The sequence below is a fragment of the Streptomyces sp. NPDC002888 genome, assembly GCF_042888465.1.
Lineage (GTDB): Bacteria > Actinomycetota > Actinomycetes > Streptomycetales > Streptomycetaceae > Streptomyces.
Genome location: NZ_JBIAPU010000002.1, coordinates 477,664 through 492,368 on the forward strand (window position 1 = coordinate 477,664; position 14,705 = coordinate 492,368).

Genomic DNA, 14,705 nt, shown 5'->3' on the forward strand with positions numbered 1-14,705 from the left:
CCATGGAAGGGACCGATCCGGTGAACAAGAAGCTCACGGCCGCACTGTCCAGCGGTGCGGTACTGGTAGTGGCGCTGACGGGATGCACCAGCGGCGACGAGGGCAACGAGAAGCTCGACGCCTGGGCCAAGCAGATCTGCGACGCGCTGCCGGCGCAGGACACGAAGGTCGACGCGGCCAACGAGGCGATCAAGCAGGCCGCCACGGACAACCAGTCGCCCGAGACCGTCCAGAAGACCGACTCGCAGGCCTTCCAGGACATGTCCGACGCCTACAAGGCGCTCGGCACGGTCGTCCAGCAGGCCGGACCGCCCCCCGGCGTCGAGACCGGCGACAAGAAGCAGCAGGACGCCGTCAAGGCCCTCAACGCCCTGTCCACGTCGTACGCCGACCTGAAGAAGCAGGTGGACGGGCTCGACACGAAGGACCAGGGGAAGTTCGCGGACGGCCTCCAGGACGTCGCGACCGAGCTCGGGAAGCTCAGCAAGAGCAGCAACAGCGCGCTGAAGAACCTGGAGCAGGGCGACGTGAAGTCGGCGATGGCCGAGCAGGCCAGCTGCAAGAAGGTCGCCGCCACCGGTTCGGCCAAGGCGACCCAGGGCTGATTCCGCCCGCGCGGCCGGTCGGGGGACACAATGGGGGGCGTGAGTAACGCCGCCCAGTTCCCCCTGCCCTCCTCCGACCGTCCCGACGTCGCCGCGCGGCTGCGGGACGCCCTGCTCGGGGCCTCCTTCACCGCCGACGGCCTCCTCGAGCTGCTCGGCGCCCCCGCGTACGCGGCCCTCGCCCGCAGCGAGACCGTGCCCGCACTACGGGCGACCCGCGGGGATACGCCGCTGGAGGCCCTCGTACGGCTGTTCCTGCTCCAGCAGCCCGTGCCGCACGCGCGCGTGGAGGGCGTTCTGCCCGTCGACGTGTGCGTGGAGAGCGGGTGGCTGGTGCGCGTCGGCGGCGACGAGGTCGCCGCGGCCGTGGACGTACGGCCGTACGGCGGGCCCGGCGGCGAGGACTGGTTCATCGTGTCCGACCTGGGCTGCGCCGTCGGTGGCGCCGGCGGCATCGGCAGCCGGGGCCGTCAGGCGGATACAGCCGTCGTCCTGGGTGTGGGCGGTGCCTCCACGACCCTCGCCGGCATCACCGTCCGTACGCCCGCCTCCTCCGCCCTGGACCTCGGCACCGGCTCCGGGATCCAGGCACTGCACGCCGCGCAGCACGCCACGCGCGTGACGGCGACCGACCTCAACCCGCGCGCGCTGCACATCACAGCTCTGACACTGGCCCTGTCCGGCGCCCCGGACGCGGACCTGCGCGAGGGCTCCCTCTTCGAGCCGGTCCGCGACGACGAGACGTTCGACCTGATCGTGTCGAACCCGCCCTTCGTGATCTCTCCGGGTGCGCGGCTCACCTACCGCGACGGCGGGATGGGCGGGGACGATCTGTGCCGCACGCTCGTTCAGCAGTCGGGGGAACGGCTCAACGAGGGCGGGTTCGCGCAGTTCCTCGCCAACTGGCAGCACGTGGAAGGGGAGGACTGGCAGGACAGGCTCAGGGCGTGGGTGCCACGCGGGTGCGACGCGTGGATCGTGCAGCGCGAGGTGCAGGACGTCGCGCAGTATGCCGAGCTGTGGCTCAGGGACGCCGGCGACCACCGCGGTGGCCAGGCCGACTACCAGGCGCGGTACGACGCGTGGCTGGACGAGTTCGAGGCGCGCAAGGTGAAGGCCGTCGGCTTCGGCTGGATCACCCTGCGGAAGACGGCTGCCGCCGAGCCCGTCATCACGGTGGAGGAGTGGCCGCACTCGGTCGAACAGCCGCTCGGTGACGCCGTTCGGACGCACTTCGACCGCCTCGACTACCTGCGCGCGCACGACGACGCGGCCCTGCTCGAGGGGTACTTCAGGCTCGCCGCCGAGGTCGTGCAGGAGCAGGTCGGCCTGCCCGGAGCCGAGGACCCGGAGCACGTCGTGCTGCGCCAGCACCGCGGTATGCGCCGGGCGACCAAGGTGGACACGGTCGGCGCCGGGTTCGCCGGTGTCTGCGACGGCTCGCTCAGCGCGGGCCGCATCCTGGACGCGATCGCCCAACTGGTCGGCGAGGACCCGGTGATGCTGCGCGACCGCACGCCGGCGCAGATCCGGCTGCTCGTGGAGCAGGGCTTCCTGGACCCGGCCTGAGCCGGGCCGGCCTCACGCCTGAGTCCGGGCGCGTCGGCAGCCCGCGCCTGCGCGTCGGCATCCCGCCCGGGCTCGGTCGGCGTCACGCCTGGGCCGCGTCCGTACTCCCGTGAGCCAAGTGCCCGATCTGATGGGATTGACCCGGAAAAGGGCTCCTGTCAGTGGTGGGTGCGAAGCTACCTTCGAGGGACAAACCTCGCGCGTTCTCGGGGAGGCGCGCTGTCTCGGGGGAGGCGCGATGGCGGGGGAGACGCCGGATCAGGGTGAGGGCCGGATCATCAAGGGGCGGTACCGGCTGCTCAGGATGCTCGGCGCGGGCGGCATGGGCCGCGTCTGGCTCGCGTACGACCAGGAGTTGGCCTGCCAGGTCGCGGTGAAGGAGATCGCGCTCGCGGACGTGCCGACGGACGCGGGCGAGCCGGCCCCGGGGGTCCCCCCGCTCGAGCGAAGCCGAGAGCGGGGGAGTATCGCGCGGGCCCGCAGCGAGGCGCGGCACGCGGCACGACTGCGCGGCCACCCGCACGTGGTGACGGTCCACGACGTGGTGGTGCACGAGGGGCTGCCCTGGATCGTCATGGAGTACGTGCCGGACGCGGTCGATCTCCAGGCGGTCGTACGGCGGTCGGGGCCGCTGCCGCCCGCCCAGGTGGCCCGCGTCGGGCTCGCCGTTCTCGACGCGCTCACCGCCGGCCACCGCATCGGCATCCTGCACCGGGACGTGAAGCCGGCCAACATCCTGCTCGCGCCGGACGCTTCGGGCGACACCTACGCGCGCGTGCTGCTCACCGACTACGGCATCGCGCTCCAGCCCGAGTCCCGCGAGCCCCGGCTCACGGCCACCGCCGGCATCCTCGGCACGCCCGGCTACCTCGCCCCGGAGCGGGCCCGCGGTGAGCCGCCCACCCCGGCCGCCGACCTGTTCTCCCTGGGCGCCACGCTCTACTCCGCCGTCGAGGGACGCGGCCCCTTCGATCGCCACGGCGACTACGCGACCCTGATGGCTCTGCTCGGCGAGGACCCGACGCCACCGACCCGCGCGGGTGAACTGACTCCGGTGCTGCTGGGGTTGCTCGTGAAGGACCCCGTGCGCAGGTTCTCACCGGAGGCGGTGGCCAGGGGACTGGAGCGGGTGCTGAGGGGTGCCGGGGCCACGGGGGCACCGGCGGGCGGCTTCGGACCGCCGCCCGAGGGGTTCGGCACGCTGGCGGTGGGGGTGGCCGGGGTGCCGCCGGGAAGCCCCGTGGCGGACGGGCTGCCGCCGGCATTCGTAGCCGGTACACCGCCGGGTCCGCCGCCCGGCTGGAGCGGCGCGCGTACGCCGGGCACGCCGCCCACGCCGGGACATGGCTCCCCGCAGACGCAACCTCCCTTCAGTCAGGGCAACCCCTACGCGCAGACGGTCGGGCCCTTCGAGGCCCCCGGCAGCCAGTCACCCCATGCGGGGAGCCCGCCCCCGCCCTCGCCGCCGTACACGGAAGGCCACCCCGGCAGGAAGAGGCGGCTCGCTCTCGTGGCTCTCGTCGTGGGGGTCGTGCTCGTGGTCGCGGGTGGTACGTGGGCGGCGGTGTCGCTGACCGGGGGCGACGACGGTGACGCCGGGAGCGCCGCGACGAAGAAGTCGTCCTCGCCGAGTGCCTCGCAGTCGCCGACCGGGCCCGTGTACCCGTACGGCGACGTGGTCGGGCTCACCGAGCCGCTGGAGACCGGGGACTGTGTGAAGGCGGTCTGGTCGGGGACGCCGTTCAGGTCGTCGCCGAACCTGGGCGTGGTGGACTGCGTCGACGACTGGCCGGACGGGCAGGTGGTGGCGGTCGACTCGGCCACCGACCAGGCAGACGCCCGCTCCCAGGGCGCCGAGCGGTGCGAGAGCCAGAGCAGGGCGGTCGTGGACGCGTTGCCCGACGCGGGTGGCTACGCCGTCGTGCCGACGAAGGAGGGCTTCACCGCGGCCAACAGCGGCACGGCCTGTCTCGTCCTCGGACGCCATGCCGCGATAGGCGGCGAGGTGGGCCGCTTCCGTGACGCGGGCACGAGCCTGTGGGTGGGGCAGATGAGCGTGGGCGACTGCTGGGTCTACGAGGAACTGGATGACGGCTACAAGGCACCGCTGACGGACTGCGCCGAACCGCACACGGATCAAGTGATCGGAACCGTTCAGGCCCCCGACAAAATGAGCTACGAGAAGGGCGCCGCCAATGCGACGAAGTTGTGCGGCAACAAGTTCGAGTCGACCTGGGCGCCCGGTTCGGAGCGCCTCGTGATCGGTTGGGTGACCGACGAGGACGACTGGAAGGCGGGTTTCACGAAGATCGTGTGCACGGTCAGTCAGGTCGACAACAAGAAGACGACCGGAAAAATACCCGGGCCCGGCTCGGTCTGAGACGGACCGGGACGTGGACGGGGTGAGTCCGTGGCGCCGTCAGCCCTGCGTTCACCTCTGGTTCGCCTGGGCGCCGCCCGCGCGTGTCAGCCTCCCGGGGCGGGCGCGTGTGGGGCGGATGCAAAGGGGACGCGGACGAACATGGAGAGCGGATCGGCGATCTTCGCGGGAGTGGTGTTCGCCCTGTTCGGAGGCGGGCTCCTGGTGTGGACCGCGACCCGCCTGCGGCACCGCGAGCCCGTCGCCCTCGGTGTGAACCCCGTCGCATCGGCGACCCTCGCCACGCTGGCCTCGGTGGCTTCGCTGGCTCTCGGCGCGTGGTGCTTCACCCGCCTTTGAGGAACCGGCCGATGACCCCGGGAGGCCATTCTCAAACCGGGAACCGGCGAGCACGTCCGTAATTGAGAGGTCACGCTCCGGATGGGCCGGAAAAGACCTGGTGGGCACTCCGGGCGGCAGGAATGGCGGTAGTCGGGTTACCGTTCGAGTGGCCGTTGTGGGCTTTTCCCGTTTGACACGGGGGCGGGATGTACCGTCACACTCCGCAGCGTCACCACGACCCAGCCCCGGGACGAAGCCTGGGGAGCCCCAGCGTCGACCGGAGAGAAGAGCGAAGTTGTCCCCCACCAGCGAGACCGCGAAGGGCGGCCGCCGACTCGTGATCGTCGAGTCGCCTGCCAAGGCGAAGACGATCAAGGGCTACCTCGGCCCCGGCTACATCGTCGAGGCGAGTGTGGGGCACATCCGCGACCTTCCCAACGGCGCCGCGGAGGTGCCCGAGAAGTACACCGGCGAGGTCCGCCGCCTCGGCGTGGACGTCGAACACGACTTCGAGCCCATCTATGTCGTCAACGCCGACAAGAAGGCCCAGGTCAAGAAGCTCAAGGACCTGCTGAAGGACTCCGACGAGCTCTTCCTCGCCACCGATGAGGACCGCGAGGGCGAGGCCATCGCGTGGCACCTCCTGGAGGTCCTGAAGCCCAAGGTGCCGGTCAAGCGGATGGTCTTCCACGAGATCACCAAGGACGCGATCCGCGAGGCCGTCGCCAACCCGCGCGACCTCAACCAGCGCATGGTCGACGCCCAGGAGACCCGCCGCATCCTCGACCGCCTCTACGGCTACGAGGTGTCGCCGGTCCTGTGGAAGAAGGTCATGCCGCGGCTGTCCGCCGGTCGCGTCCAGTCCGTGGCCACCCGACTCGTCGTCGAGCGGGAACGCGAGCGCATCGCGTTTCGTTCCGCTGAGTACTGGGACCTGACGGGCACCTTCGCGACCGGCCGCGCGGGGGATTCGTCGGACCCGTCGTCGCTGGTCGCCCGCCTCCAGACCGTCGACGGCAGGCGGGTCGCGCAGGGCCGCGACTTCGACTCCCTGGGACAGATCAAGAGCGCGAACACCCTCCACCTCGACGAGGCGAACGCCCGCGCCCTCGCCGCCGCCCTGGAGAACACCCGCTTCTCCGTCCGGTCCGTCGAGTCGAAGCCGTACCGCCGCTCGCCGTACGCCCCGTTCCGTACGACGACGCTGCAGCAGGAGGCCAGCCGCAAGCTCGGCTTCGGCGCGAAGGCCACCATGCAGGTCGCGCAGAAGCTGTACGAGAACGGCTACATCACGTACATGCGTACGGACTCCACGACGCTGAGCGAAACCGCCGTGACGGCCGCCCGCGCCCAGGTCACGCAGCTGTACGGTGCCGACTACCTGCCGGCCCAGCCGCGCACGTACGCCGGAAAGGTCAAGAACGCGCAGGAGGCCCACGAGGCGATCCGCCCCTCGGGTGATCGTTTCCGCACTCCCGCCGAGACGGGTCTGACCGGCGACCAGTTCAAGCTCTACGAGCTGATCTGGAAGCGGACCGTCGCCTCCCAGATGAAGGACGCGACCGGCAACAGCGTCACGGTGAAGATCGGTGGTGCCGCCGCCGACGGGCGTGACGTCGAGTTCAGCGCCTCCGGCAAGACGATCACCTTCCACGGCTTCCTCAAGGCGTACGTCGAGGGCGCCGACGACCCGAACGCCGAGCTGGACGACCGCGAGCGCCGCCTGCCCCAGGTCGCCGAGGGCGACGCGCTCGGCGCCGAGGAGATCACGGTCGACGGGCACGCCACCAAGCCCCCGGCCCGCTACACCGAGGCCAGCCTGGTCAAGGAGCTGGAAGAGCGCGAGATCGGCCGCCCGTCGACGTACGCGTCGATCATCGGCACGATCCTGGACCGCGGGTACGTCTTCAAGAAGGGCACGGCCCTCGTGCCGTCCTTCCTGAGCTTCGCCGTGGTCAACCTCCTGGAGAAGCACTTCGGGCGGCTCGTCGACTACGACTTCACCGCCAGGATGGAGGACGACCTCGACCGCATCGCGCGCGGCGAGGCGCGGGCCGTGCCGTGGCTGAAGCGGTTCTACTTCGGCGAGACAGTGCCTGACAGCGGCTTCGCCGCGAGTGGTGAGGGCGGCGCCGCCGACGCCGGCAACGGCGACGGGGACCACCTCGGCGGCCTCAAGGAGCTGGTGACCGACCTGGGCGCGATCGACGCGCGCGAGGTGTCGTCGTTCCCGGTGGGCAGCGGCATCGTGCTGCGGGTCGGGCGCTACGGCCCGTACATCGAGCGCGGCGAGAAGGACTCCGAGAACCACCAGCGCGCGGACATCCCGGAGGACCTGGCGCCCGACGAGCTGAGCGTCGAGCTCGCGGAGGAGCTGCTCGCCAAGCCGAGCGGCGACTTCGAGCTGGGCGCCGACCCGGAGAGCGGCCACCAGATCATCGCCAGGGACGGCAGGTACGGCCCGTACGTCACCGAGGTGCTCCCCGAGGGCACCCCGAAGACGGGCAAGAACGCCGTCAAGCCGCGCACGGCCTCGCTGTTCAAGTCGATGTCCCTGGACACGGTGACGCTGGCGGACGCGCTCAAGCTGATGTCGCTCCCGCGCGTCGTCGGCACGGATGCGGACGGCGTGGAGATCACCGCGCAGAACGGCCGCTACGGCCCGTACCTGAAGAAGGGCACGGACTCGCGGTCCCTGCAGTCCGAGGACCAGCTCTTCACGATCACGCTGGAGGAGTCGCAGGCGATCTACGCCCAGCCCAAGCAGCGTGGCCGCGCCGCCGCCAAGCCGCCGCTGAAGGAGCTGGGCGCGGACCCGGTCAGCGGTAAGCCGGTCGTCGTCAAGGACGGTCGCTTCGGGCCGTACGTCACCGACGGGGAGACCAACGCGACGCTGCGCTCCGGCGACAGCGTCGAGGAGATCACCCCGGAGCGCGGCTTCGAGCTGCTCGCCGAGAAGCGGGCCAAGGGCCCCGCGAAGAAGACGGCGAAGAAGGCGCCCGCGAAGAAGGCCCCGGCCAAGAAGGCGACGGCCGCGAAGAAGACGGCGGCGAAGAAGACCACGGCCGCGAAGACCACAGCGGCGAAGACCGCAGCGGCGAAGAAGACGACCGCCAAGAAGGCGACGGCTTCGCAGGCGGCCGCGGAGGACTGAGCGGCGGTTGAGGGGCGCCGCTCTTAGGCGTCGTCCCTCGGCGCCGCATTTTCTCCACCGCGGCTTCGCAAAAAGAACGCCCCGGCATCACTTTGGTGTCGGGGCGTGCGCACGTCAGGACGGGCTCACCGCGCTGTCGGTGCTGCCCGATAGGCTGAAAGCATGACGCGAGCCGAGCAGCCTACGGCCCACAACCCGGCCCCAGACGACGCCCTGGTAGCGGACTCCCGCGAGCGCGCCGTTCGCGCCCTGCTGCGCCAACCTCAGCTCAAGCGGCTGTGGAGCGCGCAACTAGTGGGCGGTATCGGTGACGCCCTCGCGTTGCTGGTGCTGGTCCTCCTCGCCCTCCAGGCGGCCATCGCCGAGGGCTCGTTCGGGGGCGGCTATCGGGGCGTGGCGTTCGCAGTGGCGACCGTCTTCGGGGTGCGTGTCCTTGCCACGCTGCTCTTCGGAGCCGTGCTCCTCGGACCGCTCACCTCCCTCACCTCCCAGGACGGCCCGCTCGACCGCCGCTGGACCATGGTCGGCGCGGACGGCGTGCGCGCCGTGCTGCTGATCATCGCGCCGCTGTGGATCGACTGGACCCCGGACGACGCGCTGGCCTTCCTCCTCGTCACCGCCTTCGTGGCAGGTGTCGCCGAACGTTTCGGGACGGTCGCCCGCGAGAGCGCCGCCCCCGCGCTGCTGCCCGCCCCGCCCCTGGAGGGCGCGACGGTACGGCCGCTTCCGGACCACATGGACGCGCTGCGCCGCCTGTCGCTGCGTACGAGCTTCGTAACGATCCCCCTCGCGGCCGCCGCGCTCGTCGTAGCGGCGCTGATCAACAATCTGCTCGGTGCGGGAATCGACTGGTTCGACCAGCACCAGGCCGCCCTCGGCTCGTACGTGGCGGCGGGTCTGTTCGCCGCATCCGTGTCCGTGCTGACCTTCCTGGAGCTGCCCGGCACGCGCACCCCGCGCGCGCGGTCGCCGCTGGAGGGGCTGCGCCGCCCCAAGACGGGCTCGGGTGTCGACAAGGGCCGCACGGGCGCGATCCCGCTGCTGGTGCTCGCCTGCGCGGCCGTCGCCGGGTCGGTCGCCGCCGCCGTCGCCGTGTCGGTGCTGCACGCCAAGGACCTGGGCGGCGGCCCGGTGCTGTACGGGCTGCTGGTGCTCGCGCTGACCGGCGGCGTCGTGGTCGGCATCCGTACGGCGCCTGCCGTGCTGCCCGCCCTGTCCCGCCGTCGGCTGCTGGCACTGGTGATCGCCTTCACCGGCGTCGCGCTGCTGGCCGCCGGGCTGGTCCCGGACGTCACCACGGTGCTGCTCATCGACGCGCTGGCCGGAGTCGGCGCGGGCATGGCCGCCAACATCGGACACACACTGCTCGACCAGGAGGCCGAGGACTTCCGCCGGCCGCGCACGACCGAGCACCTGCACGCGGTCGTACGGGTCTCCGTGGCCCTCGGCGCGCTCCTGGCACCCGTGGTGGCGGCTGGGATCGGTCCGCACCGCCTGGAGAACGGCAAGTTCGTCTTCGCGCACGGCGGGGCCGCGTTCACGCTGATGCTGGTCGGCGCGCTGCTGCTGCCCATGGCCGCGCTGGTGCTGGCCAAGGTCGACGACCGCTCCGGCGTGCCGCTGCGGCACGACCTGCGGGACGCGCTGCTGCACGGCGACGACCCGGCGCAGGCCCCCGCGGCCTCCGGCTTCTTCATCGCTCTGGAGGGCGGCGACGGCGCCGGGAAGTCCACGCAGGCCGAGGCGCTCGCCGAGTGGGTCAGGGCCAAGGGCCACGAGGTCGTGCTCACGCGCGAGCCGGGGGCCACGCCCGTGGGCAAGCGGCTGCGGTCGATCCTGCTGGACGTGTCGAGCGCGGGCCTCTCGCACCGCGCGGAGGCGCTGCTGTACGCGGCGGACCGCGCGGAGCACGTCGACACGGTGGTGCGGCCCGCGCTCGAGCGCGGCGCGGTCGTGATCTCCGACCGGTACATCGACTCGTCCGTGGCCTATCAGGGGGCGGGCCGTGACCTGTCCCCGACCGAGATCGCCCGGATCTCGCGCTGGGCGACCGACGGGCTCGTGCCCCACCTGACCGTGCTGCTGGACGTCTCCCCGGAGGCGGCCCGCGAGCGGTTCACCGAGGCGCCCGACCGGCTCGAGTCCGAGCCGGCCGAGTTCCACGCGCGCGTACGGTCCGGTTTCCTGACGCTGGCCGCCTCCGACGCCGGCCGCTACCTGGTCGTCGACGCCGGGCAGGAGCCGGAGGCCGTGACGGCGGTGGTCCGCCACCGGCTCGACCAGATGCTGCCGCTGTCCGAGGCCGAGGTGAAGGCCCAGGAGGAGGCCCGCCGCAAGGCCGAGGAGGAAGCACGCCGGAAGGCCGAGGAGGAGGCCGCCCGCAAGGCCGAGGAGGAGCGCCTGGAGCGCGAGCGCCAGGAGCAGCTTGCGCGGCTGCGTGCCGAGGAGGAGGAGCGTAAGCGGCGCGAGCTGGAGGAGGCGCAGCGGCGCGAGGCCGAACGGCAGGCGGAGGAGGCCCGGCAGCGGGCCGAGGAAGCGCGCAGGCGGGCCGAGGAGGAGCGGGCCCGGCTCCTCGCCGAGGAGAAGGTCCGCGCCGAGGAGGCGGCCCGCCGCAAGGCCGAGGAGGAGCGGCGCCGCAAGCAGGCCGAGGAGGAGGCCCGGCTGCGTGCCGAGGCCGAGGCGTTGCGCCTGGAGAAGCAGCGGAAGGCCGAGGAGGCGCTGCTGCGGGCCGAGGAGGCACGCCGGGCGGCCGAGCAGGCCTCGGCCGCCGCGCAGGCGGGCCCGCGGCCGACGACGCCCGCCGCATCGTCCGCACCTGCCGTCCCGTCGGACGCGGTCACCGTGCCGACGCCGGTCGTGACCCCGACGAACGCGTCGGGCGGGCCGGTGGAGGAGACGGCGGTGCTACGGCCGGTCCGGGACGGGAAGGGGGCGCGGGGGCGGTCTGCCGACGAGCGGTCCTCCGGCGACCCGTCTGCCGACGGCCGGTCTGCCGATGCTGCCGATACGCGGTCCTCGCGTGAGGAGTCCTCCGGCGGGCCCGACTCCGAGGTGACGGCAGAGCTGCCGCAGCCGCCGGTGCCGGGTGCGGCGGACGAGACGGCGGTGCTGCCGCCGGTGCCGCCGGGTGCGGCCGATGAGACGGCGGTGCTGCCGCCCGTACCGCCGGGTGCGGCCGATGAGACGGCGGTGCTGCCGCCCGTACGCGGCGAGGATCCCGCTGACCGGGTGCCGCCGGGGTTCTTCCGCGACGAGCGGGCCGGGGCGGGGCCGGACGGTTCCGACGACCGTACGCGGGAGCTGCCGCAGGTCGACGAGGACGGCACGCCCAGGCGCCGCTCTCGGCCCGACTGGGCGGAGGAGACGCCGTTGGACGATCTGCCGACGTTGGCGGACGAGCTGCTCGGCCCCCATGGGGACGAGGAAGGGTTCGGCGACGACCGGGGCGGACGGGGCCGGGGGCGGGGCCGGCGGGGCTGAGCCCGCAGCCGCGGCAGGTGGAGCGGCCCGCGGCTGTGCGGGTCGGTCCGCGGCCCGAGCCCGCTGCAGGCGGTGGCTCCCCTGGATGGTGGCCCTGGTTGTCAGTGGCGCCCCGCACAATGGATCCCGCAGCGCGAAGTGTGACGAAAGGGCGGGGTGAGGCGGGATGACCGTCTGGGACGACCTGGTGGGGCAGGAGAAGGTGAGCGATCAGCTCGATGCCGCCGCTCGGGATGCCGATGCCTTCGTCACCGCGGCCGGCACGGGCACCCCGCCGCCCGAGGCGTCGAAGATGACGCACGCCTGGCTGTTCACGGGGCCGCCCGGCGCGGGGCGGAACCAGACGGCGCGGGCGTTCGCGGCCGCGCTGCAGTGCGTGAGCCCCGACCGCGCGCTCGGCGGCTCCCCGGGCTGCGGCTTCTGCGACGGCTGCCACACGGCCCTCGTGGGCACCCATGCCGATGTCACCACGGTCGCCGCGGTCGGCACGCAGATCCTCGCCGAGGACATGCGGGACACGGTTCGCAAGTCGTTCACCTCGCCGGCCAACGGCCGCTGGCAGGTCATCCTCGTCGAGGACGCCGAGCGGCTGAATGAGAAGTCCGCCAACGCCGTTCTCAAGGCCGTCGAGGAGCCCGCCCCCCGCACCGTGTGGCTGCTGTGCGCCCCTTCCGTCGAGGACGTCCTGCCGACCATCCGCTCCCGCTGCCGCCACCTCAACCTGCGCACCCCCTCGGTCGACGCCGTCGCAGACATGCTCGTCCGGCGCGAGGGCATCGAGCCCGACGTCGCCGCCGCCGCGGCCCGCGCCACGCAGGGCCACGTCGACCGCGCCCGCCGCCTCGCCACCGATCCGGCCGCCCGCGAGCGCCGTGCCGCCGTGCTGAAGCTGCCGCTGCGCGTCGAGGACGTCGGCGGCTGCCTCAAGGCCGCCCAAGAGCTCGTGGACGCGGCCTCGGAGGACGCCAAGGTTCTCGCCGAGGAGATGGACGCCAAGGAGACCGAGGAGCTCAAGGCGGCGTTGGGCGCTGTTCAGGGCGGCCGGCTGCCGCGCGGTACGGCGGGGGTGATGAAGGACCTGGAGGACAAGCAGAAGCGCCGCCGGACGCGCACCCAGCGCGACAGCCTCGATCTCGCCCTCACCGACCTGACCGCCTTCTACCGCGACGTCCTCGCCCTCCAGCTCGGCTCACGCGTCGCGATCGCCAACGGCGACGCCGAGGACGCCCTGGAGCGGCTCGCCCGCGGCAGCACCCCCGAGTCCACCCTGCGTCGCATCGAGGCGATCGCCGCCTGCCGCGACACCCTCGACCGCAACGTGGCCCCGCTGCTCGCGGTGGAAGCGATGACGATGGCGCTGAGAGCGGGCTGAGAGCGGGCTGAGGAGCCCGCCCCGGCGGGCTTGAGCCAGGGGTCGGGCCGCACGCGCCCGAAGCCGACGGGACACGCCACGTTGACGGCGTAACTCATCCGTGGCACGTTGCACACGCAGAGCATTCAACCCGTCGCGCAGAGTTACGCTCGACCGATGTACCTCAGGCGCTCTCCCCGCAGGTTCCGTCCCGGTGTCGCACTTCTCGGCGCCGCCGCGCTGCTCGTCTCCGCCTGCTCCGCCTCCGGGGGGCCGACGGGCTCCGCCGGTGCGGCCGAGGCGGCGCTGGCCGCGCTGCCGCGTGCCACGCCGTCCGCGCTCTCGCCGTACTACGGGCAGCGGCTGACCTGGCGTGACTGCGGACCCGGCTTCGAGTGCACCACCATGAAGGCGCCGCTCGACTACGCCAAACCCGACGCGGGGGACGTACGGCTCGCCGTCGCCCGCAAGAAGGCCACAGGGCCGGGTGAGCGGCTGGGCTCGTTGCTGGTGAACCCGGGCGGGCCGGGCGGCTCGGCGGTCGGCTACGTCCAGCAGTACGCCGGCATCGGCTACCCGGCCGAGGTCCGCGCCCGCTACGACATGGTCGCGGTCGATCCACGGGGCGTGGCCCGCAGCGAGCCCGTGGAGTGTCTCGACGGGCGGGAGATGGACACGTACACACAGACGGACGTGACGCCCGACGACCGGCGGGAGACCGACCAGCTGGTCGCGTCCTACGAGAAGTTCGCGGAGGGGTGCGCGGCGGACGAGCCCCGTCTCCTGCGCCATGTCTCGACCGTCGAGGCGGCGCGGGACATGGACATCCTGCGGGCGGCGCTGGGGGACCGGAAACTGACGTACGTGGGGGCGTCGTACGGGACGTTCCTCGGGGCGACGTACGCGGGGCTCTTCCCGGACCGGGTGGGACGGCTCGTCCTGGACGGCGCGATGGACCCGTCGCTGCCCGCGCGCCGGCTGAACCTCGACCAGACGACGGGGTTCGAGACGGCGTTCCAGTCGTTCGCGAAGGACTGTGTGCGACAGACCGACTGCCCGCTCGGCGCATCGGGCGCGACACCCGACCGGGTCGGCAGGAACCTCAAGGCCTTCTTCGAAAAGCTCGACGCGCACCCCCTGCCCACCGGGGACCCGGACGGCCGCAAGCTGGGCGAGGCCCTGGCCACCACGGGCGTGATCGCGGCGATGTACGACGAGGGTGCCTGGGAGCAGCTGCGCGAGGCGCTGGCCTCGGCGATGAAGCAGAACGACGGCGCGGGCCTGCTCGCCCTCGCCGACAGCTACTACGAGCGGGACCTCGACGGCCGCTACGCCAACCTGATGTTCGCCAACGCGGCGGTGAACTGCCTGGATCTGCCCGCCGCGTTCTCCTCACCCGAGCAGGTACGGGACTCCCTCCCGACCTTCGAGAAGGCCTCCCCGGTCTTCGGCGAGAGCCTCGCCTGGGCCACCCTGAACTGCGCGTACTGGCCGGTGCGGCCGACGGGCGAGCCTCACCGCATCGAGGCGAAGGGCGCCGACCCGATCGTCGTCGTCGGCACCACCCGCGACCCGGCGACCCCGTACCGCTGGGCCCGGTCCCTCGCCGACCAGCTCTCCTCCGGCCGCCTCCTCACCTACGAGGGCGACGGCCACACCGCCTACGGCCGCGGCAGCGACTGCATCGACTCCGCCATCAACACGTACCTCCTGCGCGGCACCCCGCCCCCGGCCAACGGAAAGCGCTGCTCATAACCACTCCCACCGCCCCCGCAGCGTCGCTCCGGGGGCGTGGACAGAGCACCCCCGGAAACTGTGTAGACTTACCGACGTTGCTGATCGCAC

Annotated in this window: 8 protein-coding genes; all 8 read left to right on the forward strand. The window is 72.6% G+C overall.

What is annotated here, in order from left to right:
- Positions 1–2: 2 nt before the first annotated feature.
- The 8 genes from ACFYWX_RS05135 (at position 3) to ACFYWX_RS05170 (ending at position 14,615) form a co-directional block, all read left to right on the forward strand.
- Entirely contained in the window at positions 3–605 is a 603-nt protein-coding gene (locus ACFYWX_RS05135) for a small secreted protein (protein ID WP_389422564.1), read from the forward strand.
- A gap of 30 nt (positions 606–635) precedes the next feature.
- Positions 636–2,174, forward strand: a complete 1,539-nt coding sequence (locus tag ACFYWX_RS05140; protein WP_389422565.1) for a methyltransferase — start codon at positions 636–638, stop codon at positions 2,172–2,174.
- A 238-nt stretch (positions 2,175–2,412) separates the two neighbouring features.
- The gene (locus ACFYWX_RS05145; RefSeq protein WP_389422566.1) at positions 2,413–4,554 is read left to right on the forward strand and encodes a protein kinase; all 2,142 of its coding nucleotides are present in this window, start codon (positions 2,413–2,415) and stop codon (positions 4,552–4,554) included.
- 141 nt (positions 4,555–4,695) lie between these two features.
- Entirely contained in the window at positions 4,696–4,893 is a 198-nt protein-coding gene (locus ACFYWX_RS05150) for a hypothetical protein (protein WP_389422567.1), read from the forward strand.
- Positions 4,894–5,170: 277 nt separating this feature from the next.
- Positions 5,171–8,029 carry a type I DNA topoisomerase gene (gene topA / locus ACFYWX_RS05155; protein WP_389422568.1) on the forward strand — a complete coding sequence of 953 codons (2,859 nt, stop codon included), beginning with the start codon at positions 5,171–5,173 and terminating at the stop codon, positions 8,027–8,029.
- A gap of 162 nt (positions 8,030–8,191) precedes the next feature.
- Positions 8,192–11,509, forward strand: coding sequence for a dTMP kinase (tmk, locus tag ACFYWX_RS05160; protein WP_389422569.1), 3,318 nt, complete (start codon positions 8,192–8,194; stop codon positions 11,507–11,509).
- A gap of 166 nt (positions 11,510–11,675) precedes the next feature.
- Positions 11,676–12,881: a DNA polymerase III subunit delta' gene (locus ACFYWX_RS05165; protein ID WP_389422570.1), complete on the forward strand. Its 1,206-nt coding sequence runs from the start codon at positions 11,676–11,678 to the stop codon at positions 12,879–12,881.
- Positions 12,882–13,037: 156 nt separating this feature from the next.
- Positions 13,038–14,615, forward strand: a complete 1,578-nt coding sequence (locus ACFYWX_RS05170) for an alpha/beta hydrolase (RefSeq protein WP_389422571.1) — start codon at positions 13,038–13,040, stop codon at positions 14,613–14,615.
- Positions 14,616–14,705: the final 90 nt, after the last annotated feature.

Bases quoted from the DNA above. Each gene is read 5' to 3' on its own strand.
- ACFYWX_RS05135 (WP_389422564.1), top strand. From the start codon at position 3: ATGGAAGGGACCGATCCGGTGAACAAGAAGCTCACGGCCGCACTGTCC.
- ACFYWX_RS05140 (WP_389422565.1), top strand. From the start codon at position 636: ATGGGGGGCGTGAGTAACGCCGCCCAGTTCCCCCTGCCCTCCTCCGAC.
- ACFYWX_RS05145 (WP_389422566.1), top strand. From the start codon at position 2,413: ATGGCGGGGGAGACGCCGGATCAGGGTGAGGGCCGGATCATCAAGGGG.
- ACFYWX_RS05150 (WP_389422567.1), top strand. From the start codon at position 4,696: ATGGAGAGCGGATCGGCGATCTTCGCGGGAGTGGTGTTCGCCCTGTTC.
- tmk (WP_389422569.1), top strand. From the start codon at position 8,192: ATGACGCGAGCCGAGCAGCCTACGGCCCACAACCCGGCCCCAGACGAC.
- ACFYWX_RS05165 (WP_389422570.1), top strand. From the start codon at position 11,676: ATGACCGTCTGGGACGACCTGGTGGGGCAGGAGAAGGTGAGCGATCAG.
- ACFYWX_RS05170 (WP_389422571.1), top strand. From the start codon at position 13,038: ATGTACCTCAGGCGCTCTCCCCGCAGGTTCCGTCCCGGTGTCGCACTT.